General features: G+C 71.2%; 23 protein-coding genes and 1 pseudogene. 11 read left to right on the top strand and 13 right to left on the bottom strand.

The genetic code is table 11. The features are described 5' to 3' along the window. Positions 1 to 68 precede the first annotated feature (68 nt). Entirely contained in the window at positions 69 to 1436 is a 1368-nt protein-coding gene (locus O7629_RS02755) for a glycosyltransferase (protein WP_278167282.1), read from the bottom strand. Positions 1437 to 1756: 320 nt separating this feature from the next. Here O7629_RS02755 and O7629_RS02750 point away from each other — a divergent pair, with 320 nt between their 5' ends. From O7629_RS02750 to O7629_RS02740, 3 genes are read left to right on the top strand one after another with little or no spacing between them, the layout of a single operon-like run. Continuing rightward, the gene (locus tag O7629_RS02750; protein WP_278167280.1) at positions 1757 to 2506 is read left to right on the top strand and encodes an ATP-binding protein; all 750 of its coding nucleotides are present in this window, start codon (positions 1757 to 1759) and stop codon (positions 2504 to 2506) included. Positions 2507 to 2508: 2 nt separating this feature from the next. After that, positions 2509 to 2976 (top strand): hypothetical protein, encoded by a 468-nt coding sequence (locus O7629_RS02745; protein WP_278167279.1) that lies wholly within the window; start codon positions 2509 to 2511, stop codon positions 2974 to 2976. A 28-nt stretch (positions 2977 to 3004) separates the two neighbouring features. Then, positions 3005 to 3586: a DUF5709 domain-containing protein gene (locus O7629_RS02740; RefSeq protein WP_278167278.1), complete on the top strand. Its 582-nt coding sequence runs from the start codon at positions 3005 to 3007 to the stop codon at positions 3584 to 3586. 47 nt (positions 3587 to 3633) lie between these two features. On the opposite strand, the gene O7629_RS02735 is transcribed toward O7629_RS02740, so the two are convergent. Then, positions 3634 to 4263, bottom strand: coding sequence for a response regulator transcription factor (locus O7629_RS02735; RefSeq protein ID WP_278174372.1), 630 nt, complete (start codon positions 4261 to 4263; stop codon positions 3634 to 3636). Between the two features lie 41 nt (positions 4264 to 4304). Further along, positions 4305 to 5576, bottom strand: coding sequence for a DUF5931 domain-containing protein (locus O7629_RS02730; RefSeq protein WP_278167277.1), 1272 nt, complete (start codon positions 5574 to 5576; stop codon positions 4305 to 4307). 169 nt (positions 5577 to 5745) lie between these two features. Here O7629_RS02730 and O7629_RS02725 point away from each other — a divergent pair, with 169 nt between their 5' ends. Continuing rightward, positions 5746 to 6234 (top strand): ATP-binding protein, encoded by a 489-nt coding sequence (locus O7629_RS02725; protein ID WP_278167276.1) that lies wholly within the window; start codon positions 5746 to 5748, stop codon positions 6232 to 6234. Here the strand turns inward: O7629_RS02725 and O7629_RS02720 are convergent. Next, positions 6215 to 7153: a ribose-phosphate pyrophosphokinase gene (locus O7629_RS02720; RefSeq protein ID WP_278167274.1), complete on the bottom strand. Its 939-nt coding sequence runs from the start codon at positions 7151 to 7153 to the stop codon at positions 6215 to 6217. The two genes, O7629_RS02725 and O7629_RS02720, sit on opposite strands and share 20 nt — an antisense overlap. Before the next feature lie 221 nt (positions 7154 to 7374). On the opposite strand from O7629_RS02720, the gene O7629_RS02715 reads away from it, so the two are divergent. Next, positions 7375 to 7608, top strand: a complete 234-nt coding sequence (locus tag O7629_RS02715) for a DUF6289 family protein (protein WP_278167272.1) — start codon at positions 7375 to 7377, stop codon at positions 7606 to 7608. 27 nt (positions 7609 to 7635) lie between these two features. Here O7629_RS02715 and O7629_RS02710 read toward each other — a convergent pair whose 3' ends face one another. After that, positions 7636 to 8613, bottom strand: coding sequence for an alpha/beta fold hydrolase (locus O7629_RS02710; protein ID WP_278167270.1), 978 nt, complete (start codon positions 8611 to 8613; stop codon positions 7636 to 7638). A gap of 84 nt (positions 8614 to 8697) precedes the next feature. On the opposite strand from O7629_RS02710, the gene glpK reads away from it, so the two are divergent. Continuing rightward, the gene (glpK, locus tag O7629_RS02705) at positions 8698 to 10224 is read left to right on the top strand and encodes a glycerol kinase GlpK (RefSeq protein ID WP_278167269.1); all 1527 of its coding nucleotides are present in this window, start codon (positions 8698 to 8700) and stop codon (positions 10222 to 10224) included. Between the two features lie 83 nt (positions 10225 to 10307). Here glpK and thrS read toward each other — a convergent pair. The 3 genes and pseudogenes from thrS to O7629_RS02690 form a co-directional block, all read right to left on the bottom strand. Then, positions 10308 to 11570, bottom strand: a pseudogene (gene thrS, locus O7629_RS02700) (threonine--tRNA ligase); the annotation flags it as partial. 212 nt (positions 11571 to 11782) lie between these two features. Continuing rightward, a complete protein-coding gene (gene aspS / locus O7629_RS02695) occupies positions 11783 to 13087 on the bottom strand; it encodes an aspartate--tRNA(Asn) ligase (RefSeq protein ID WP_278167267.1) in 1305 nt (434 codons plus the stop codon). Positions 13088 to 13355: 268 nt separating this feature from the next. Next, entirely contained in the window at positions 13356 to 14168 is an 813-nt protein-coding gene (locus O7629_RS02690) for a class I SAM-dependent methyltransferase (RefSeq protein WP_278167265.1), read from the bottom strand. Positions 14169 to 14344: 176 nt separating this feature from the next. On the opposite strand from O7629_RS02690, the gene O7629_RS02685 reads away from it, so the two are divergent. Together O7629_RS02685 and O7629_RS02680 are read left to right on the top strand one after the other, a co-directional pair. Further along, positions 14345 to 14677 (top strand): YnfA family protein, encoded by a 333-nt coding sequence (locus tag O7629_RS02685; RefSeq protein ID WP_278167263.1) that lies wholly within the window; start codon positions 14345 to 14347, stop codon positions 14675 to 14677. 143 nt (positions 14678 to 14820) lie between these two features. Further along, entirely contained in the window at positions 14821 to 15750 is a 930-nt protein-coding gene (locus O7629_RS02680; protein ID WP_278167262.1) for a DUF559 domain-containing protein, read from the top strand. Between the two features lie 63 nt (positions 15751 to 15813). On the opposite strand, the gene O7629_RS02675 is transcribed toward O7629_RS02680, so the two are convergent. From O7629_RS02675 to O7629_RS02665, 3 genes are all read right to left on the bottom strand, one after another. After that, positions 15814 to 16056 (bottom strand): DUF397 domain-containing protein, encoded by a 243-nt coding sequence (locus O7629_RS02675; RefSeq protein ID WP_278174371.1) that lies wholly within the window; start codon positions 16054 to 16056, stop codon positions 15814 to 15816. A gap of 210 nt (positions 16057 to 16266) precedes the next feature. Further along, positions 16267 to 16491, bottom strand: coding sequence for a DUF397 domain-containing protein (locus tag O7629_RS02670; protein ID WP_278167261.1), 225 nt, complete (start codon positions 16489 to 16491; stop codon positions 16267 to 16269). Between the two features lie 7 nt (positions 16492 to 16498). After that, positions 16499 to 17344 carry a helix-turn-helix transcriptional regulator gene (locus tag O7629_RS02665; RefSeq protein ID WP_278167260.1) on the bottom strand — a complete coding sequence of 282 codons (846 nt, stop codon included), beginning with the start codon at positions 17342 to 17344 and terminating at the stop codon, positions 16499 to 16501. Between the two features lie 106 nt (positions 17345 to 17450). Between O7629_RS02665 and O7629_RS02660 the strand changes: the two genes are divergently transcribed. Then, on the top strand, positions 17451 to 17816 hold the full coding sequence (locus O7629_RS02660) for a hypothetical protein (protein WP_278167258.1): 366 nt from the start codon (positions 17451 to 17453) through the stop codon (positions 17814 to 17816). 88 nt (positions 17817 to 17904) lie between these two features. On the opposite strand, the gene O7629_RS02655 is transcribed toward O7629_RS02660, so the two are convergent. Next, the gene (locus O7629_RS02655) at positions 17905 to 18546 is read right to left on the bottom strand and encodes a class I SAM-dependent methyltransferase (RefSeq protein WP_278167257.1); all 642 of its coding nucleotides are present in this window, start codon (positions 18544 to 18546) and stop codon (positions 17905 to 17907) included. Positions 18547 to 18646: 100 nt separating this feature from the next. Here O7629_RS02655 and O7629_RS02650 point away from each other — a divergent pair, with 100 nt between their 5' ends. Continuing rightward, on the top strand, positions 18647 to 19246 hold the full coding sequence (locus O7629_RS02650; protein ID WP_278167256.1) for an XRE family transcriptional regulator: 600 nt from the start codon (positions 18647 to 18649) through the stop codon (positions 19244 to 19246). 73 nt (positions 19247 to 19319) lie between these two features. Continuing rightward, positions 19320 to 20924 (top strand): MFS transporter, encoded by a 1605-nt coding sequence (locus tag O7629_RS02645; RefSeq protein WP_278167255.1) that lies wholly within the window; start codon positions 19320 to 19322, stop codon positions 20922 to 20924. A gap of 30 nt (positions 20925 to 20954) precedes the next feature. On the opposite strand, the gene O7629_RS02640 is transcribed toward O7629_RS02645, so the two are convergent. Continuing rightward, complete coding sequence (locus O7629_RS02640) at positions 20955 to 21785, bottom strand: phosphoribosylaminoimidazolesuccinocarboxamide synthase (protein WP_278167254.1); 831 nt, start codon at positions 21783 to 21785, stop codon at positions 20955 to 20957. Positions 21786 to 21901: the final 116 nt, after the last annotated feature.

Raw genomic sequence — 21901 nt, 5'->3', positions numbered from 1 at the left:
CGGTCGGTCAGGGTCAGCGTCGGGCCAGACATCGACAGCACCGGTCAGCCGGCCCGGAACAGCACCGGTCAGCCGGCCCGGACCGGCGTGGCGGTCGCCTCCGCCGGTGCGGTCGCCTCCGCCGGCGCGGTCGCATCGATCGCCGCCAGATCGATCTCCACGTCGACCGGCTCGACCGAATCACCGTCGGGCAACTGCCCGGAGACGACGCCGCTCGACCCGGCCGGCACCGGGCCGCCGTGGCGCGACCCGAGCACCCGCTGATAAAGCCGTTCGATGGCGGCGGCGGTCCGGTCCCAGCCGTACCGGCACCGGACCCGGTCGACCGCCGCGTGCCCGTACGCGAACCGCTCGGCCTCGTCGGCGAGCAGCCGCCGCAGCGCGACGCCGAGCGCCCGGACGTCGCCGGGCGGCACCAGCCGACCGGTCACCGCGTCCACCACGCAGTCGGCCACCCCGCCGTGGGCGTACCCCACGACCGGCACGCCGCACGCCATCGCCTCCAACGCCACCGTGCCGACCGGCACGTACCGGCTGGTGCAGGCGACCACGTCGACCGACCGGTACAGCTGCGGCATCTCCCCGGCCGGCACCGCCCCGAGCAGTTCGATCTGGTCGGCCACCCCGTACCGGGTGGCCACGTCCCGCAGCCGCCGGGCGTCCGGGTGCCCGGCCAGCTCGGCCCGGTCGGGCCCGCCGACGATGAGCACGTCGACGTCGCCGACCAGCCGGAGCGCGCCGATCAGCTCGTCATGCCCGGAGCCGGGGGTGAGGTCGCCGACGGCGAGCAGCCGGCGACGCCGCCGTACCGGCGGCGCGGGGTCCGGCGCGAACCGGGTGGTGTCCACCCCAGGTGGGATCATCGCGACCGACGCGCGGTCGCGTCCCATCCGGGCCAGTTCGTCCACCTCTTCGGTGCACTGCGCGACGGCCGCGTCGACCACCCGGCACAGCGCCTGCTCGAGCGCGATCCGTTGCCGCGGACCCTGGTAGCCGGGACCCAACTGCCGCTGCTGTTGACTACCGATGCTGTGGAAGGTCTGCACCAGCGGGATCCGGCTGCGGCCGACCGCGCTGGCCGCCGCGAGACCACCCGGCCAGAAGTGCCCGTGCACCACGTCCGGCTTCCACTCCCCGTCGTCCCACTGACCTGCCAGCCAGCGACCGAACTCCGGCAGGTGGGCCAGCAGTTCGGCGGTGCCCAGCCGGGTCGGCGGACCGACCGGCACCCGGATCACCTGGTAGCCGTCCGACGACTCGCCGTCCGGCTCGTCCGGCCCGGTCCGCCGCTGGTAGACCCGGACCTCGTGACCGAGAGCAGCCAGTTCGGTGGCGAGCCGGGCGATGTGCTGCCGGGTGCCGGTGACCGGCTGCCCGGCGGTGTCGAGACGTCCGGGGTCACGCTGTGCGAGGTCACGGTGTACGGGGTGGCCCATCGCAGCTCCATCGTGGGCAGACACCAGACCGACGCGCATCTTCACCTCCGTTGCTCGTCACGGGTGCTAGCGGTTCTTTCTAACCCCTGCGGTACGAGGATTCCTCCGGTTCCGACGAGCACCACCCTCGGGTGAGAGCCACGGGTGAGGTGCGACGACCCACACCGGTGGTATGACACGCCCAAATCGGGGTACCCGTACGCATGGCAGCGACTGGGACGCAGAGCAGCCGCTTCCGCCCAACGGGTACGTCGGGGCGGCGGACGACCGGTGCTGATGTCCGCAGTGCCGGGCCGGTGCGGGGCGCCGGGAGGAGGAACGTGCCTACCGACCTGCGATGCGCGCTGGAGTGCGACCCGACCGATCCGGTGATCCGGCTGGTCGGGGTGCTGGACCGGCACGCGGTCGACGACGTCCGAACGGCGCTGCTGGACTGTCTGGCGGACCGGGCGGCCCCGGTTGCGGTGGACGTCTCCGCGGTACGCGACGTCGCGCCCGGCGCGTTGCTGCGGCTCGGCGAGGTCGCCCGGACGGTCGCCGACTGGCCGGCCGGCGGCTTCGTCTGCTGCGCCGCGCCGCCCGGCACCGGCCCGGCCTGGTCCGCGGCGGGGCTGACCGTACTGCCCGACGTCACGCTGGCGGAGGCTCTGATCGCCGGCGCGCCACCGGCCGCGCCGCTGAGCGCCGAGCTGGATCCGGTCGTCGGAGCGGCGCGGACCGCGCGGGCGCTGCTCGCCGAGGGCTGTCGCCGGTGGGAGCTGCCGCAGCTGGTCGATCCGGCCGCCGTGGCGCTCACCGAGTTGGTGAACAACGTGGTGGTGCACGCCGGTACGCCGATGTCGGTGCGGATCGGTCTGCGGGACGGCCGACTGCGGATGTCGGTGCGCGACGGCTCGGACGGCCTGCCCACCCCGGCCGGGCCGGGGCCGGTGGCCCCGACCGCGCTGGGCGGTCGGGGCATGCTGCTGGTCGACTCGGTGGCGCGGCGGTGGGGCTGCACCCGGCTGCGGAGCGGCAAACTCGTCTGGGCAGCCATCGATCCGGCGGACCATCCACAGGACGGAGACTGACAGTGGTACGGCGCGACAGTTCGACCGGCCCGGCCCGGCTCGCCCTGCTGCTGGCCGGGGTGGCGGTCGGCTACCTGGTCGGCAGGCGGACCAGGTCCGGCGGAACCGACGTCACGACGGGGCCGACCGTGGACCAGCCGACGGCCGAAGCCGCGATGGACCAGCCGGCGACGCGCCCGGCGGCCACCGGGCCGGTGCGGGTACGGCCAGCGGTGGCGCCGGCCGGCCAACGGCCCGGAACCGACCTCGGGTACCACCCGGGACGACCGGCGGACGAGGAGTTCGCCGCCGACGTGGTGAGCGGATCATCGGCTACCACCGCCTCGCACCCGTACCAGGTGCCGGCCGGTCGGACCACGGCGACGCCGGCGGCGCCGGTCGGCGACCCGGCCGTGCCGACCGGCGCGGACGGTGACGACAGCCCGCCGCCGGAGCGACGCCGCCCCGACCCGCCCCAACCAGGTGTGTGACCGCCACCGACCCGGGTAATGGGACGGCATGCGTACAGACGACTTCCCCCGGCCGGTTTCCGACCCGGAGTCCGAAGGAATCCCGCAGACCGCGGACGACGACTCGACCGCGTACGACGACGTGGCCAGCGGCCGCGAGGCCGACGGCCCGGACCCGGAGAGCATCCCGGGTGACGTGCCGGTGGCGGTGGACCACTTCGGCAACACCGCCCAGGAGCAGCTCGACGGGGAGTCGTTGGACTACAAACTCGCCCGGGAGGCGCTGGGCAGGCCGGTGGACGATCCACTCAGCGGGCCGGTCGACCAGGCGCTCGGCGACGAGGCCAACAGCGAACAGGCCGCCGCCCAGGCGCAACGCGACGCCGACGTGCTCGACCCCGGCCCGTACTCGGATCCGGACTCACCGGTCTCGCTCTACGACCACGGCCGGCTCGGTGGGGCGGACAACGGGATGGTGGGACGGTTGGTGGAAGCCGACGAGGGAGCGCACACCGACGAGGAACCGGACTCGGTGGCGGCCGACGCCGGGGCCGCCGGTGGTGGGGCCAGTGCCGAGGAGCTGGCGGTGCACGAGACCGAGGCCCCCGAGGACCACCCGATCGACCGCTGACCGCAGCGTCGCCGGTCGGCCGACCGCCCGGTCAGTCGGTCAGTCGGTCAGTCGTCGAGGCCCTGTTCGATCGCGTACCGGGTGAGCTCCACCCGGTTGTGCAGCTGCAGCTTGCCCAGGGTGTTCTGCACGTGGTTCTGCACCGTCCGGTGGGACAGCCCCAGCCGGCCGGCGATCTGCTTGTACGACAGCCCTTTGGCGACCAGTCGCAGCACCTCGGTCTCCCGGTCGGTGAGCCGGGGCTCGTCCCCGGCGGGTCGCGCGGTAGCGGCCAGCCGGCGGTACTCGCCGAGCACCAGTCCGGCCAGTCCCGGCGTGAAGACGGCCTCCCCGGTCGCGGTCCGCCGGACCGCGTCGAGGAACTCCCCCGGGCCGGCCGACTTCAGCAGGTAGCCGGTCGCGCCGGCCTTGATCGCGTCGAGCACGCTCTGCTGTTCTCCGCTGGCCGACAGCATCAGCACCCGTACGCCGGGCTGCTCGGCCAGCATGCCGCGGATCACCTCCACCCCGGAGATGTCGGGCAGTTGCAGGTCCAGCACCACCACCTGAGGTCGGGCCGCCGCGCAGATCCGCACGGCCTGGCGTCCCTCCCCGGTGGTGGCGACCACCTCGTGGCCGGCCTCGGCCAGGTCCCGGGCCACCCCTTCCCGCCACATCGGATGGTCGTCGACCACCATCACCCGGATCGGATCCACCGCATCCGCTGGCGCACCTGCCGTCACCCGTGCTCCTCCGCCGTCGTGTCCGGGCTCGGCACCCGCAGCTCGATCTCGGTGCCCGCGCCGGGCTCCGAGACGATCCGTACCGTGCCGCCGATCTCGGCGACCCGCCCCTCGATCGACTGGCTCACCCCGAGCCGACCCTGCGCGGCGGCCTCCGCCAGCCGACCGGGTCGGATGCCGCACCCGTCGTCCCGGATCGACACGGTAACCGTGTCCGGCTCCTCTTCGACCAGGACCCACACCCGGGCCTGCGGACCGCCATGGCGCACCGCGTTGTCGACCGCGGCACCGAGCGCCGCGCCCAGCTCGGCGGCGAGCCGACCGGGCAGCAGCACCGGGTCGGCCGGGGTGGCGACCGAGACCCGCGACGACGCGTACCCGTTGACCACGGACCGCAGGTCGACCGGCCCGGCGTCGAACGCCGCCGGCGGGGCGGCCAGCGCCGTCGGCCCGGCCGCCAGCGCGGAGCCGGCCGCCGTCAGCCCGGCCGCCGCCAGCGGGGCGGGCTTGTCCGGCGGTACGGTGACCCGGCTGGTGACCAGCGCCCGCAACGCGGCCTCCTGCTCCCCGGCGAGCCGGGCCAGCTCACCGGCCTCGCCGTCGAGGTCGGCCCCGCGCCGGGCGACCATTGCCAGCACCTGCAGCACCGAGTCGTGGATGTCGCGGGCCAGCCGTTCCCGCTCCCGGGTCGCGGCGGCCAGCTCCCGGGTCGCCGCCTCCAGCTCGACCGCCCGCTGCAACCGGTCCTCGGCCGCGCCGATCAAGCGGGCCACGTGCCCGACGGCGATGCCGGCCAGCAGCATCAGCACACCGGGAGTGACCGACGACTCGTTGAGCCGGTCCCGTACCGCGAGGTCGGCGGCGGTCAGCACCAGGGCAGCGGTCACCCCGAGCCGCCGGCCGCCGGCGACCGCCCAGGCCAGCACCGGACCGGCGAGCCAGGCGACCGCGATGGTCGGCACCCCGTCGGCCAACGCGGGCCGCCCGATGATCCATGGGCTGACCAGCAGCGGGACCAACGCGACGAACAGGTCGACGGCGAGCAGCGGCCAACGACGCAGTCGGGGCCGGGCGTACGCCCAGGTGGCGGCGACCGTCCAGGCGATCATGCCGAGCAGGACCGGGACAGCGACGAGTGGATGGGCGTAGTCGGCTGCGTTGCGCACGTACAGCACCAGCACGTAGCCGAGGGCGGTGAACCGGAACACCGCGAGGGCCCGCCACAACGGAACGATCAGGGTGCCCACCGGGGCAGGGTTCTGCCGCACCCGCTGACGATGGCACACGACCGGACGGCCGGCGAGCGCCGGCCACCCCGGCACGGAGCGAGCGGTCCCCGGGCGGGCCGGACACGCCCGGGCCGATGTGCATTTCCCCACAGGTCAACGTAGGGTGAGAATGCCGCGAAAGCACTGACGATCAGCAGCCGGATGGGCCATGACCGACGCAGATCCCCCGTCATCGCGTACGGTCGTGCCTATCGACCCGATGGATCTGCTCAGCGAGACCTTCGACCGGTCGCAGGTCACCGACCTGCGGCACCACGTCGCATCGTGCGCCAGCTCGGCCGGGATGAGCGGCCAGCGGCTCGATGACTTCGTGCTGGCCGTCAACGAACTGATCACCAATGCGGTCCGGCACGGCGGCGGCCAGGGCTGGCTGCGGATGTGGCGTGACACACAGTCGATGTACTGCGAGGTCGCCGACAACGGGCAGGGCATCGGGTCCGACCGGCTGCGCAACCGGGACCGCCCAGCGCCGAACACAGCGGGTGGCTGGGGGCTGTGGCTCACCGAGCGGTTGACCGACACCATGGCGGTCGCCACCGGCCCGGAGGGCACCACGGTACGGATCAGCCTCGGATTGTCCGATCCCGCTGCGGCCGGAGCAGGGGTGGACGAGTCGGTCAGCCGAACAGGGCGCTGACCGACTCGCCGTTGTGAATCCGGCGCATCGCCTCGGCCAGCGCCGGCGCGACGGAGAGCACCTGCAGCTTCGGCACCCGCTTGGCGGCCGGAATCGGCACCGTGTTCGTGCAGACAATCTCCAGTACGCCGTCCTGGTCACTGAGCCGGTCCAGCGCCCCGCTGGAGAACAGCCCGTGGGTGCAGGCGATGCGGATCGATCGGACCTTCAGCTCCCGCAGGTGGTCGATCAGCTCGATCACCGTACTGCCTTTGGCGATCTCGTCGTCGAGGACGATCACGTCGCGGTCGACGACGTCGCCGATCACCGCGCTGATCTGCACCCGGTCGTCGCTGAACCGCTGCTTGGCCCCGGCCGCGACCGGCAGGCCGAGCATCCGGGCGAAGGCGGCGGCCTCCTTGGCGTTACCCAGATCCGGTGAGACGACCACGGTGTCGGTCAGATCGTGGTCGTGGAAGTGCGCGGCGAGCTCGCGCAGCGCGTGCAGGTGGTCGACGGGGACGCTGAAGAAGCCGTGTACCTGCGGGGAGTGCAGGGTCATCGCGAGCACCCGGTCGGCACCGGCGGAGACCAGCAGGTCCGCGACGAGCCGGGCACCGATCGAGATCCGTGGGGCGTCCTTCTTGTCCGACCGGGCGTACGCGTAGTGCGGCAGCACCACGGTGATCCGCCCGGCCGAGGCGCCCCGGGCGGCGTCCAGCATCAGCAGCAGCTCCACCAGGTGCTCCTGCACCGGCGGCACCAGCGGCTGGATCAGGAACACGTCCCGCTCGCGGCAGTTCGCCTGCAGCTGCACCTCCAGGCAGTCGTTGGCGAACCGGGAGACCCGCACCGGGTGCAGCGGTACGTCGAGATGGGTGCAGATCTCCGCAGCCAGCTCGGGGTGGGCGCTGCCGCTGAAGACCGCAATGTCACGCACCAGCTGATGGTAGGTCAGCCACCGTCCGGAGCCCTGCGGCAGGGGCAGGCCGCGACCGAGACACGAGATATCCAGATCCGCAGATCTAGGCCAAGATCTATTGTTACGCAGAGAGTCGGATGCAAGACTGCGGGTCATCGCAACGGCTCCGGGGACACCCCTCCCCAGATGCCCGACCCGGAAAGCGCGTCAGCGCCCGCGCAACAACCAGGAGGCCCCTCGTGATCCGTCGGACACTCTTCGCGGCCATGCTCGCCATCGGCGCCTTCGTCGCCGTCCCCGCATCGGTGGCCCACGCCGCGGCCTGCGGCGTGGACTACCACTGCGCCACCTACTACTACTCCGACCCGAACCACACCACCCAGGTCGGTTACCGGGTCTGGACCTGCGGCGGCGACATGACGCAGGTGGGCGCGACCTCCCCCTACTCGCGTACCAGCAAGTCACCCTGCTGATCCGGCACCGGTCCGCCGCCCAGCCGGCTACCAGCCGATCTGCTTGCGGACGAACTCGATCGACAGCTGGTCGAAGTGCGCCCGGCCGCCCTCGTGCCCGTCCCACTCGTACACCTCGATCTCCTTCGGGCCGGCGTACGCGTGGTAGGCGGCGAAGACCGTCGACGGCGGGCAGGTCTGGTCCATCAGCGCCGCGCTGAACAGCGCCGGGGCGGTGGCCCACGGCACCAGGTGCGCGGCGTCGACGTAGTCGACGGTGGCGAACGCCGCCGCGGCCCGCTCCGGTTGGATCCGGCAGAACCGGACCAGCTCGTTGTACGGGTCCGCGTCGGTGATCGTGACGGCGCGGCGGATCTGGCACAGGAACGGCACCCGGGACACCACCGCGCCGACCCGGTCACCGGCGAGCGCGGCGGCGGCCAGCGCCAACCCGCCGCCCTGGCTGGTGCCGACCACGGCGATCCGGGACCGGTCGACACCGGGCAGCTCGGGGGCGATCTCCACCGCGCGGGCCGCGTCGGTGATCAGCCGGCGGTAGTAGTAGCCGGCCGGGTCCAGCACCCCCCGGGTCAGGTAGCCCGGAGTGGTCGGCCCGGACCCGTCCGGCCCGGCGTCCGGGGTGTCCCCGCCGCGCCACGACCCGCCCTGGCCGCGGGTGTCCATCACCAGGTGGGCGAAGCCGGCGGAGGCCCACAGCAGCCACTCGTGCGGGCGGCCGCGGCCGCCGCCGTACCCGATGAACTCGACGACGACCGGCAGCGGCCCGGCGGCGCCCGACGGCACGTTGAGCCAGCCCTTGATCTCCTGGCCGGCGAAGCCGGTGAAGCTGACGTCGTACGTGTCGATCATGCGCAGCGCGGTTTTCACCGGGGTCGCCACCGGCGGCACCGCCATCGACCGGGCGTCGGACAGCGTCTCGTCCCAGAACTCGCGCAGATCCGCCGGGGGTGACAGCTCAGGCTGGTAGCGCCGCAGCTGATCGAGGGGAAGATCGAACCAGGCCATGGCGGCACGCTACCAGCGCCGGCCGACCCGACGGGGGCCGATGTCTGCGGCCATGCCGGCCCTGGCTACGGCCATACTGGCCCGATGACGGAGCAGACCAGCGTGGCCACCGCCGGACGGTACGTCGCCGCCATCGACCAGGGCACCACCTCGTCGCGGTGCATCGTCTTCGATGCCACCGGCTCGATAGTCGCCATGGCGCAACGGGAGCACCGGCAGATCTTCCCGCGCCCCGGCTGGGTGGAGCACGACGCCGAGGAGATCTGGGCCAACGTCGAACAGGTCGTCCGGCAGGCACTGGCCGATGCCGACCTCCCACCGGGTGGGCTGGCCGCGATCGGCATCACTAACCAGCGGGAGACCACCGTGGTGTGGGACCGGGCCACCGGTCGGCCGGTGCACCACGCGGTCGTCTGGCAGGACACCCGCACCGGGCCGCAGCTGCGCCGACTCGGCGCGGCCGTCGGCGAGCAACGGCTACGGGCGCGCACCGGGCTGCCGCTGGCCACGTACTTCGCCGGGCCGAAGGCGATGTGGCTGCTGGAACACGTCGACGGGCTGCGTGAGCGGGCCGAACGCGGCGAGGTGCTGTTCGGCACGATGGAGTCCTGGCTGATCTGGAAGCTCACCGGCCGGCACGTCACCGACGTCACAAACGCCAGCCGTACCCTGCTGATGGACGTGCGCACGCTGCGCTGGGACGACGAGATCTTGTCCGCGGCGGGCATCCCGGTCGCGATGCTGCCGGAGATCGTTCCGTCGGCCACGGTCTACGGTACGGCGGACGCCGACGTGGCCGGCGGCGCGCTGACCGGCGTACCGGTCGCCAGTGCGCTCGGTGACCAGCAGGCGGCGCTGTTCGGACAGACCTGCTTCCAGCCCGGCGAGGCAAAATGCACCTACGGCACCGGCAGTTTCCTGCTGCTCAACACCGGCACGAGTGCGGTCACCTCGCAGCACGGGTTGCTGACCACGGTGGCGTACCAGATCGGCGACGCCCCGGCGCACTACGCGCTCGAAGGGGCGATCGCGGTGACCGGGTCGCTGGTGCAGTGGCTGCGCGACAACCTGGGGCTGATCTCCAGCGCGGCGCAGATCGAGGAGCTGGCCCGCAGCGTCGACGACAACGGTGGCTGCTACATCGTGCCGGCGTTCTCCGGGCTGTTCGCCCCGCACTGGCGGGCCGACGCCCGGGGCGTGGTCGCCGGGCTGACCGGCTACATCACCAAGGGGCATCTGGCCAGGGCCGTGCTGGAAGCCTCGGCCTGGCAGACCCGGGAGGTGGTCGACGCGATGAACGCCGACTCCGACGTGGCGCTGCGCCGGCTGCGGGTCGACGGCGGGATGACCGCCAACGGGCTGCTGATGCAGTTCCTCGCCGACGTGCTCGACGTGCCGGTGGTGCGCCCGGCGGTCAGCGAGACCACCTGCCTGGGGGCGGCGTACGCGGCCGGCCTGGCGGTCGGTTTCTGGCCGGGCCTGGACACGCTGCGCGCCCAGTGGCGGGCCGACGCGCACTGGCGGCCGGCGATGGAGCCGGCGCACCGTGACCGCGAGTACGCCCAGTGGCGCAAGGCCGTCAGCCGCACCCTCGACTGGGCCGACGACTGACGACCCGCCCCTCATCGGCTCGACTGTCCGTCCACGTCAGTCGGCAGCCGTCCGTTCCCCTCAGCTGGCAACCGTCCTTCCTCGGGTGGCAGCAAGTCGGCCGAGCGGCGGTCGACCGCCGAGGCGATCAGCGCGATCGCGTCGGCACCGGGCATCGCCGGCAACTGGCGGCCATCGCGCAGCCGCAGCGCCACCTGGCCGTACGGCGCCTCCCGTGCGCCGATCACCGCCACGTACGGAATTCTGCGCTGGACTGCCGCCCGAATCCGGGACCCGATGGTGCCGTCGGCGTCCACCTCGACCCGCAGCCCGGCGGCGATCGCGTCGTCAGCCACCGCGTCAGCGACCGGTTGCTGGTCGGCGGCCACCGGCAGGACCCGCAGCTGCACCGGGGCGTACCAGGCCGGGAAGGCACCGGCGTGCACCTCGATCAGGTGCGCGAACAGCCGCTCCATCGAGCCGACCAGACTGCGGTGCACCATCACCGGCCGGACCCGTTCACCGCTTTCGTCGACGTAGGACAGGTCGAAGCGGGCCGGCTGGAGGAAGTCGACCTGGATGGTGGACAGGGTCGACTCACGCCCGGCCGGGTCGACGATCTGCACGTCGATCTTCGGCCCGTAGAAGGCGGCCTCACCGGCGGCGGCCTCGTACCGGACACCCGCCGCGTCCAGCGCCTGGCGGAGCAGCCGCTCGGCCTGCTCCCACGCCTCGTCGTCGCCGGCGTACTTGCCGCCGGCACCGCGCAGCGACAGCTGGTACGACGACACCTGTACGCCGAGTGCGTCGTGTGCCTGCCGCATCAGCCGCAGCACGCCGGCGATCTCGGCACCGATCTGCGGCAGTGCGCAGAAGATGTGCGAGTCGTTCAGCCAGATCGACCGTACCCTGGTGAGCCCGCCGAGCACGCCGGAGCGTTCCGCCCGGTACATGGCGCCGAGTTCAGCGATCCGCAGCGGCAGGTCCCGGTAGGAGCGCTGCCGCGACTTGAAGATCAACGCGTGGTGTGGGCAGAGGCTCGGCCGCAGCACCAGCGCGTCCCCGTCCTCGGCCACGTCCTCGGCGTCGTTGTCGTCGTGCTGCCTGCCCAGGGCCATCGGCGGGAACATGTCGTCGGCGAAGTTGGTCCAGTGGCCGGACAGCTCGTACATCTGCCGTTTTCCCAGCGCCGGCGAGTAAACGTGCTGGTATCCGGCGCGGCGTTCCAGCTCCCGCAGGTACGACTCGACCTCGTAGCGGGCCGCCGCGCCGGCCGGCAGCCAGAACGGCAGGCCGGCACCGATCAGCGGATCGGAGTCGAACAGGTCGAGTTCCCGGCCGAGCTTGCGGTGATCGACGAGGGTCATCAGGTCTCCTGGTGTTCGTGGCCCGGCCGAGACACCTGTGGGACAGCCGGAAACGGCCCCGGGCGTCTCGCCCGGGGCCGTTTCGTCAGCTGAGGATCAGGTCAGCGCGAACGCACGCCGGGACGTCCCGGCGTCGTCGTGGCCAACCTCAGATCCATGCCCGCGATCGTACGCCCGACCCGCCCCGCCGCCTACCGGTTTCACCCACCCGGTCAGGGGGCGAGGCGGTGCAGGTCGCGCGGGAAGAGCGTGACCTGCCGGATGTTCGGCACGCCGAGCAGCCGGGCCACGAACCGCTCCAACCCGAACGCGAAGCCGCCGTGCGGCGGCATGCCGTACCGCATCGCGTCCAGATAACCGGCGTACGGGGTCAGGTCGGTCTCGCCCCGCTCGGCGAGCGCGTCGACGTAGTCGCCGTACCGGTGCAGCCGCTGCCCACCGCTGACCAGCTCCACGCCCCGGAAGATCAGGTCGATGGCGCGAGAGAAGCCGGGCCTGGCCGGGTCCGGGTGGGTGTAGAACGCCCGGTGCCGGGTCGGGTAGCCCTCGACGAACACGAAGTCGCTGCCGTGTTCGCGTAGCGCCCACTCCCCCAGCCAGCGTTCGTGCTCCGGGGCCAGGTCCGGCTCACCGGTGACGTCCCGGCCGGTCGCCGCACTGATCATGTCGAGGGCGTCGGCGAAGTGCACGATCACCGGCTCGGCCGGTAGCGCCGGTAGCCGTACGCCGAGCAACTCCAGCGCCGGCCCGGCGCGTTCGGCGACCGTCGCCAGCATGCCGGCGACGGTGGCGTGGCAGGCGGCGATCACGTCCCGGTGGTCGTCGACGAAGCCGAGTTCGGCGTCGAGCGACGTGTAGGAGGCCAGGTGCCGAGCGGTGTCGCTCGGTTCGGCCCGGAACACCGGCCCGACCTCGAAGACCCGTTCGAAGACGCCCACCATGATCTGCTTGTAGAGCTGCGGTGACTGGGCAAGGTAGGCCCGGCGGCCGAAGTAGTCGAGGGCGAAGACGTTCGCGCCGCTCTCGGTCGCCGTACCGACGATCTTCGGGGTGTGGATCTCGACGAACCCCATGCCGGTCAGCGTTTCCCGGAAGCCGGCGACGGCGGCGGCCGATATCCGGTGCGTCGCGGCCAGCTTGGGGTGCCGCAGCGCGACCGGCGCGTGGTCCAGGATCGTCGGCAGGTTGGCCCGCAGGTCCGGCCGATACAGATCGAACGGTACGGGTGCCGCCGGGTCGGTCAGCGGCGTGATCGTCGGGCCGGTGACCTCGACGCCGCCGGGGGCGGCCGGCTGGGCGGTCGCGATGCCGGTGACGGCGACGACGGTTTCCTCCGGCAGTCGTTCGAGCTGCGCCCGTACCGCCGGGTCGGTGACGACGACCTGGGCGAGCCCGGCGGCGTCGCGCAGGATCAGGAACGCGACGGATTTCAGCAGCCGCCGCCGGTGAATCCAGCCAGCCAGCCGTACGGGCTTTTCGACGAAGTCGGGAAGAGCAGCGGAAAGGATGCGTTGCATGGTGGTGACCTCCTCCGGTATGCGCAACGCGTCCCCAGAGAGGTGTGGGCGAGCGGGATCCTCGCGGTGCCACCACACCTTCACCGCGCCACCGCGTGGTGTACGCGTGGCGCGGCCTTCGCTTACCCGTGACGTGGGCGAGTCGGCGGGAGTCTACTGAGCCCGGACGAGCCGTTCTTTCCCGCAGCTCAGGAGGGTCTTCACGGCTGGGCCGGAGTCCACCCTCTCAGCTGTGGGCGGCTCTCTGTCACTCCGGTGGGCGCAACCGCTACTCGGCTCCGTCGTCGCTGTTGTCTGTCGACGTTAGCGGTACGGCGTCCCCGTCCGCATCCAGATTCCGACCGAAGGGCTTGCGCCAGACGGAGACGTGTTTCTCGCTGTCGGAGGTGAACGGCGAGCCGTCCCAGTCCGCTACCCGCCGCTCCAGCTCCAGGCCGGCGAGCCGGGCCATCAGGTCGCACTCGGCCGGCCAGATGTAGCGGAAGTTGCTGGCACCGTAGCTGGCGCTGCCGTTGTCGCGCCGGCGGTAGTGGTGCGAGGTCCCCTGCTGGGTGACCATGTCGTAGGTGTCAAAGCCGACGTGCCGGTCTGTCACCTCGAACGGCACCGCCGACTGCCCTGGTGGGAACCGCCGGATGCCCGGCACCCACAGCTCGACGACGAAGCGCCCGCCCGGTGACAGGTGCCGGGCGGCGTTACGGAAGCACTCCACCTGCTCGTCCTGCGTACGCAGGTTGCCGATGCTGTTGAACACGACGTACACCAGGGAAAACCGCCCCGGAACCGTCGCCGTCGCCATGTCGCCGACGACGACCGGCAGGTCCTCTGCCAGCGGGACCTTGCGGCGCAGCTGATCGACCATCGGCTGCGACAAGTCGATCCCGCTCACCGGAATGCCCTTCGCTGACAGCGGGATCGCTACCCGGCCGGTGCCGATCGCGAACTCCAGCGCGGGGCCGGTGCCGGCCAGCTGCGCCAAAAACTCCACTGTCGGCGTAAGCACGTGTGGGGCGAACATCTCTGCCGAGGTGCGGTCGTACCCCTGTGCTGCCTGCTCATCCCACAGATCACTGTTCGTCATGGGCGCGATACTCAAAGCTCACCTACACTCGCACAAGTCATTTTCGCCGGCGTGGTCACCTCATCGAGGTGAGGCTGACGCACGTCATTTCGCGTTTTGAGGTGTGTCAGCCTCACCTCGATGCGGCGGCAGTGCGGCGGCCTGGTGCCGGCGGAGGTCTGGGTAGGGTCGGCGTCGTGACCGTCGCGCGCTCCCTCGTCCTGTTCGTGCTTGCCGCGCTGGCCGAGATCGGTGGGGCCTGGCTGATCTGGCAGGGCTGGCGGGAGCACCGCGGCCTGCTGTGGATCGCCGCCGGGGTGATGGCGCTCGGGCTGTACGGTTTCGCGGCGTCGCTGCAGCCGGATCCGAACTTCGGCCGGATCCTCGCCGCCTACGGCGGGGTCTTCGTCGCCGGCTCGCTCGCCTGGGGCGTCGTGGTGGACAAGTTCCGGCCGGACCGCTGGGACATCACCGGCGCGGCGATCTGCCTGATCGGCGTCGCCGTGATCATGTACGCCCCACGCGGCTGAGCCAGCACGGCGCTACGCGGCCGGCAGCGCTCCTGTACCCGGCGGGTGTACCTGGAGCCGGCGATGGTTTTCTTGCGTCGGATGCGCGACTTGACCGGCGTACCGGGCAGAAAACCACTGTGACGACCCGGCAAGCTCCTCCGATGTCCCGCCACGCCACGGTGCCCCGCGAGTTGAGCTTCGAGCCGTTCTCCGGCAGCCGCGCCATCGCTGCCGGCCTGATCACCCGACGGATGCTCAACGGCCCGCACTGGCGCCGCATCCTCCCCGACGTCTACGTACACGAAGGCTCATACGACCCCGACGACCACCGGATGTGGTGCGTGGCCGCCGCCGCACGTCTGCCGCCCGGCGCGGCGATCCACGAACTCAGCGCGGCCTTTCTTTGGGGGGTTGATCTTCTGCCGCTACGCGGCCCGAGACATGCGGTGGTACCGGTACACGTCGCGCTGCCGAAGACCGCCCGGCCTGATCCGCACCCCAGGATCAGGTACGCGTACCGGACGCTCACCCCGGACGACATCACGTCCTTGAGTGGGCTCCCTTTGACCACTGAAGTCCGTACTGCGTTCGATCTGGGTCGCTCGCTGCCACGCGCCGACGCGCTCGGCGCCCTCGACGCGTTCCTCCACCGCCGCCTTGTCACGCGCAACAACCTTGCCGTATACATCGACACCCGCCCTGGGCTACGCGGCTTGCAACAGGTGCGTGACCTCCTTGCTCTTACGGAGCCGTTGAGTGAATCGCCGATGGAGAGCCGACTCCGCCTGCTGCTGCACGACGCCGGCCTGCCGAAGCCCACCTTGCAGTACGAGGTACGAAGCGCCTCACTGAGCGGGAAGGGGCGTTTCATCGCGCGGGTCGACCTGGCATACCCGCAGTGGCGGATCGCCATCGAGTACGAGGGTGACCACCACCGGGAGCGGGCCGCGTTCCGGAAAGACGTGTACCGCTTCAACGCGCTCCGGGAAGCCGGCTGGCTGGCGCTCCGCTTCACGGCCGACGACGTACTCCGCAGGAAAGAACAAGTCGCACAAAAGGTGCGGTACGCGATCGCCGAACGCGCCACCTGACCACATCGCGCACACCGAGGTGAGGCTGACGCACCTCATCTCGCGTTTTGACGTGCGTCAGCCTCACCTCGACACGGAGCCGTGCCGAAGGGCGGCCACGAAGCCAGACCAGGAGCCGCCGGAGAAGGACAAAACCGGGCCGTACGGATCCTTCGAGTCCCGCACCGCGACGCCAAGCGCACCAGAGACACCCTGGTCAGTGAACCCAGCCACCCCAGTGAGCCCAGCCACCTCGACGCAGTTGGAGTCGGAGCCGCTCCGGCTCGACTTACGCCACGTCCGGCCCGACAGGCCTGCTACGTCCATCCTCGCCTCACTCACGCTCGTGCTCCGCCGCGATCTCACCGATGAACTGCGCCAAAGCGGCCGGACTATCGATTCAACCACGCACTCCGGCAAAAGGAACAAGTCGCATAAAAATTACTAAACGCGATCGCCGAACGCGCCACCTGACCACATCGCGCCCGTCGAGGTGAGGCTGACGCACCTCAAAAGGCGAAATGAGGTGCGTCAGCCTCACCTCGACACGGAGCCGCCCCGGAGTGCGGTCACGAAGCCAGACCAGGAGGCACCGGTGAAGGACAACACCGGGCCGTACGGATCCTTCGAGTCCCGCACCGCGACGCCGAGTGCACCAGAGACACCATGGTCAGCCACGCCAGCCACCTCGACACAGTTGGAGTTGGAACCGCTGCGGCTCGACGTGCGCCACGCCCGGCCAGACAGGTCGGCTGCGTTCATCCTCGCCTCACTCACGCTCGTGTTCTGCCGCGAGCCGGGCCACCAGGTCGATCGACTCGGCAGGGCTCAGCGCCACCTCCAGCAGCCTATCCACTTCATCGCGAAAGAAGCTCACCTGCTCGGGCTCCTCCAGGAACGACCCGGAGATCTTGTGCTCAAGGTGCACGACCGTCTGGCTGCGTGGGAAGTCAAGGATGGCGAACGCGCCGTCCAGTCCCGTGTAGCCGCCGACCGACGACGGCACGACCTGGAGATTCACGTTCGGGCGGTCGGCGGCATCCATGAGATGTCGCAGTTGCCGACCCATCACCCACGCGCCGCCGAGCGGCCGACGCAGTGCCGACTCGTCCAGGATCGCGTGCAGGGCCGGTGGTTCAGACCTCGCAAGGATGGCCTGGCGTCCGAGCCGAGCGGTGACTCTGGTTTGGGCGTCGGCCTCCGGAACGCCACAGCCTCGCAATACCGCCCTGGTGTAGTCGGGGGTCTGCAGCAGCCCTGGCACGAGCAGCGGTTCGAAGTCGAAGATCGCTGACGCCTCGGCCTCCAGCTGGATCAACGTCCGGGACTCGACCGGAAGGCCGCCCAGCACCTCCCACCAGCCGGGCTCGGAGCGCTCCGACATGGCGAGCAGCCGCTGCCGTTCCTCACCGGTGACACTGTAGATGACCAGCAGGGATGCGACGTCCTCCAGCTTGCTGCCCTGCCGACCGGTCTCCATCCTGGACAACTTCGACGCCGGCCAGCCGAGTCTCGCCGCCACCCCACGGACACTCAGCTTCTGACTCCGCCGCAGCGCGCGTAGTTCGCCGGCGAGTCCACGAATGGCGATGGTGGGCGGCGTCGGCTTGGTCATCGAAATCCTCCTGTCCCCAACCTCTTGACACGAGGCTACCGCCGTAGCCATCTTGAATGCAACGTTGCTTCTCCGAGAGATACAGCCTGAGTGAGGTGAGCCAGTGATGTTGGTGAAGGTGCGGGCGTACGACCCGGCGGACAGCCCGGGGCCGATCCCGTCGGTGATCGACCACTTCCGGCCCGGCCCGGACCTGCCCGAACAGCTCAGCGAGGCGGAGCACACGGCAGCCCGTTACACCGTCATCTTGGTGCCGCCGGAGGAGGCAGAGATCCTCGACCTCGGCCGGGAGAACCCAGGACTCAAGCTCTACCTGGACCACCATTGGGAGGCGGACGTATCCGATCTCGACGAGGCGGCGACGTTGATCTCCGAGCACTGCGGCAAGCGGGTCACGCTGGTCGAGCACCGGGCCGACCTCTGCTACTGGACGGCGTACGTGGAGCTGCCCTACGCCGACGGCGGGAGCTGACGCGCCGGTCGGCAGGCGAACTGCGTACTGACGAACGACTGCCGGGCTGGCCGTGATCGACCAGCCCGGCAACGTACAGCCCGGTTTCTCAGGCTGGCGACGTGCGGTGAGCCCGGACGACGAAGTCGTGGATGGTCAACTGCTTCGAGTCGTGGTGCACCTCGCGGGTCCGGGACTCCGCGACGGCCAGCTTCCACTGCGCTTCGGGGAGGGAGCTGACGACGGTGTCGAGGCCGATCGAGGCGGCCTGCGGGGCGTGGGCCGCCGAGTGGGTGTCGGCGTGGTCGTGGCCGACGACGAGCAGTGTCCCGCCGGGGGCGACGGCGGCGGCCAGCCGTGCCACGAACTGGTCGAACGGCAGGTCGGGGTGGACGTACTGGCTGGTCACCAGGTCGTAGCGCTGCGCCGGCTCCCAGTTGGTCAGGTCGGCGGTGAGCCAGGTGATCCGCTGCGCGACGTCCGGGTCCTGCTGCGCGGCGAGCTCCTTGGCGCGGCCGACCGCAGTTGCCGAGGCGTCGACGGCGGTCACCTGCCAGTCCCGGCTTGCCAGCCAGATCGCGTCGGCGCCGGTGCCGCAGCCCGCGTCGAGCACCGTACCCGGGGACAGGTCCGCGACCTCGGCGACCAGCTGTGGTCCTGGCGAGACGTGTCCCGTCGGGTGCGCCTGATAGTGCTGCTCCCACCAGTCGGCGCTGAACGCGGGATGATCGGCATGGGTCTCGTTGGTCATGCTTCGACGGTAACGAGCCTTTCGAGAACTGGAAGAGTTCATGCGGTTTCCGCAAGAAGGTGCCGTACAACAGCGGGGTCCGACGCCAGACGGACCTAGCATGGTGGGCGTGTCAGAGGTCGATCTTTCCGACGTGGTCCGGCAGCGCATCCGTGGCCTGCGGCAGGCACGTGGCTGGAGTCTCGACTCGCTCGCCGCCCGGTGTCACCTCAGCCCGTCAACGGTGAGCCGCATCGAGACCGGCCACCGGCGGATCGACCTGGACCAGCTCGTTGCCTTGGCCAGGGCGCTGGACACCACGATCGACCAGTTGGTCGAGCCGGTCGACGACGCCGACGTGATCATCCGGCCGATGCAACATCAGGAGCCGGGTCTGGCCACCTGGGTGTTGTCGCGCGGCTCGAGCCAGCCCGGCGGCAGCATGGTGGCGAAGATGCGGATCACGCCGGAGCGCCGGACCGGCCCGGGGCATCTGAGCGTGCACCCCGGGCGGGAGTGGTTCTTCGTGCTCAGCGGCACCGCGTTGCTGCACCTGGGTGAGCGGCAGATCCCGGTCGGCCAAGGGAACGCGGCGGAGTTCTCCACGATGATCCCGCACTCGATCGGCGCGGTGAACGGGCCGGTCGAGATCCTCACCATCTTCGACCAGGACGGCGAGCGGGCACACGCGCAGTCGTCGGGCGACGCGCCATCCAGTTGAGCCACGTCCACCCAGTCTTGCCATTACCGCAAGGTCTAATGCTGAAGACGCAAGGCCGGGCTAGCTTTCCCGCATGACCTCTCCAAGCCCGTCTCCGCAGGTGCCAGCCGGGGCGCAAGCCGCTGCGGCGGATTCCGACCCGACGATCCACGATCCCCGCCGACGACGCGCCGTCCTCGTCGCGGTCTGCATCGCGCTGATGGCGGTGATCGCCTCCGTCTCCGGGCTGAACGTCGCCCAGCAGGAGTTCGCCGTCGCGTTCGGCGCCTCGCAGAGCACCGTCCTGTGGATCATCAACATCTACACGATCACCCTGGCCGCGCTGCTGCTGCCGCTCGGCGCGGTCGGCGACCGATGGGGCCGCAAACCCGTACTGCTTGCCGGCCTGGTCGTCTTCGGCGCCGCCAGCGCCGCCGCCGGCCTCGCCACCACGACCGAAATCATGATCACCGCGCGGCTGCTCAGCGGCGTCGGCGCGGCGATGATCATGCCGATCACCCTGGCCGTGATCACCTCGACCTTCCCGGCTCAGGAACGGTCCCGGGCGATCGGCGCCTGGACCGCCGTCGCCGGCGGCGGCGGCCTGCTCGGCATGTACCTGTCGGCATTCCTCGTCGACGTGGCGAACTGGCGCTGGCTGTTCGCCCTCCCGGTCGCGCTGGTCGCCGTGGCCGCCGGCCTGACCATCCGGTACGTCCCGAACTCCCGCGAGGAGTCGGACCATCCGTTCGACACCGTCGGTTCGCTGTCGTCGGTGCTGGCCGCAGTCGGGCTGATCTTCGTCCTGCATGAGGGGCCGGAACGCGGCTGGACCGCGCCCGCCACGCTGGTGGGTCTGCTCGTCGGCGTCGTCGGAGCCGTCGTCTTCGTCGCCTGGGAGCTGCGTCGGCGCGCGCCGCTGCTCGACGTCCGGCTGTTCCGCGACCGGGGGCTGTCCAGCGGCTCGGTGTCGCTGCTCGCGGTGTTCGGCGTACAGGCCGGCATCTTCGTCGTGCTCTTCCCGTACTTCCAGGCGGTCCTCGGCTGGTCCGGGCTGCGTTCCACGCTGGCGATGATGCCGATCGCCCTGCTGATGATGGTCGCCTCGGGCCTCGCCCCACGGGTGGCCGCGCTGGTCGGTGCCCGCGCGACCATGGCGGCCGGGATCTTCCTCGGCGGCGCGGGACTGGCCCTGATGGCCAGCTTCGTCTCCGTCGAGGGCGGCTACCTGTCGGTGCTGCCCGGCATGCTCGCCATGGGGCTCGGCATGGGCCTGTCGATGACCCCCTCCACGGAGGCGATCACCAGCGCACTGCCCCGCGCCCGCCAGGGCACCGCGTCAGCGCTCAACGACGTCACGAGAGAGTTCGGTGCCGCGCTCGGCGTCGCGCTGCTCGGGGCGATCGTGTCCGCCGGCTACCGCAACGCCGTCGACCCCCGGCTCGACGAGCTGGCCGTCGACGCGCCGGACGCGGCCCGGGAGGGCATCGCCACCGCCCTGGCCGCCGCCGACGACGCCGGCCCGTACGCCGACGAGCTGGTCAGAGCCGCTCAGCAGTCGTTCGTCGACGGCTGGCAGCAGGCCATGTGGGTGGGCGTAGCGGTGATGGTGATCCTGTTCGGCTACGTCCTCGCCCGGGGTCCGCAGCGTCGGCCACGAGCCGAGCAGCCGACATCGCGGCCGGAACAGGTCACGTGATCGATGTACGGCCGCACCTGGTGAGCGGGCTCACCAGGTGCGGCCGGTGATCCGTTCGTACACCTCGACGTAGCGGCCCCGGGTCACCTCGACGATCTCGGCCGGCACCTCGGGGGCCGGCGGGCGCTTGTCCCAGCCGGTGCCGGCGGCCCAGTCCCGCACGTACTGCTTGTCGAAGGAGAACTGGGGGCGGCCCGGCTGGTACGCGTCGGCCGGCCAGAACCGGGACGAGTCGCTGGTCAGCACCTCGTCGGCGAGGACCAGGGTGCCGTCCGGTGCCCAACCGAGCTCGATCTTGGTGTCGGCGACGATCAGGCCACGCTCCTCGGCGAGCGCCGCGCCGCGCCGGTAGACGTCCAGGGTGATCTGCCGCAGCCGCTCGGCGGTCTCCGCGCCGACCTGGGTGACCACGTCGGCGTACGTGATGAACTCGTCGTGCTCGCCGACGGGCGCCTTGGTGGTCGGGGTGAAGATCGGCTCGGGCAGCTTCGAGGCCTCGACCAGGCCGGCGGGCAGCGCGACGCCGGAGACCGACCCCGACTTCTCGTACTCCTTCAGGCCGAGGCCGGTGAGGTAGCCGCGGGCGATGCACTCGACGGGCACCATGTCCAGGCGGCGGCAGCGGATGGCCCGGCCGGCGAACTCGGCCGGTACGTCGGTGGCGGAGACGACGTGGTGCGGCACCAGGTCGGCGAGCTGCTCGAACCACCACAGCGACAGCGCGGTGAGCAGTTTGCCCTTGTCCGGGATCGGCGTGGGCAGCACCACGTCGTAGACGCTGATCCGGTCGGAGGCGACCAGGATCAGGTCGTCGCCGTCGGCGTACACGTCCCTGACCTTGCCCGAGTGCAGCAGCTCCACGCCGGCAAGTACATCACGACGTCGGACGCCGGCCGGACCGACCAGCCCAGAAAACGTCCTCCAGCCGGACGGCCCGTTGACACCCGACCGGGTCGCTTGTGTAAATGATCGGGCCG

The sequence above is a fragment of the Solwaraspora sp. WMMD792 genome, from assembly GCF_029626105.1.
In the GTDB taxonomy this organism is placed as follows: Bacteria; Actinomycetota; Actinomycetes; order Mycobacteriales; family Micromonosporaceae; genus Micromonospora_E.
Note: the sequence above shows the minus strand (reverse complement) of the source record. Positions and strands in the feature narration are given on the sequence as shown.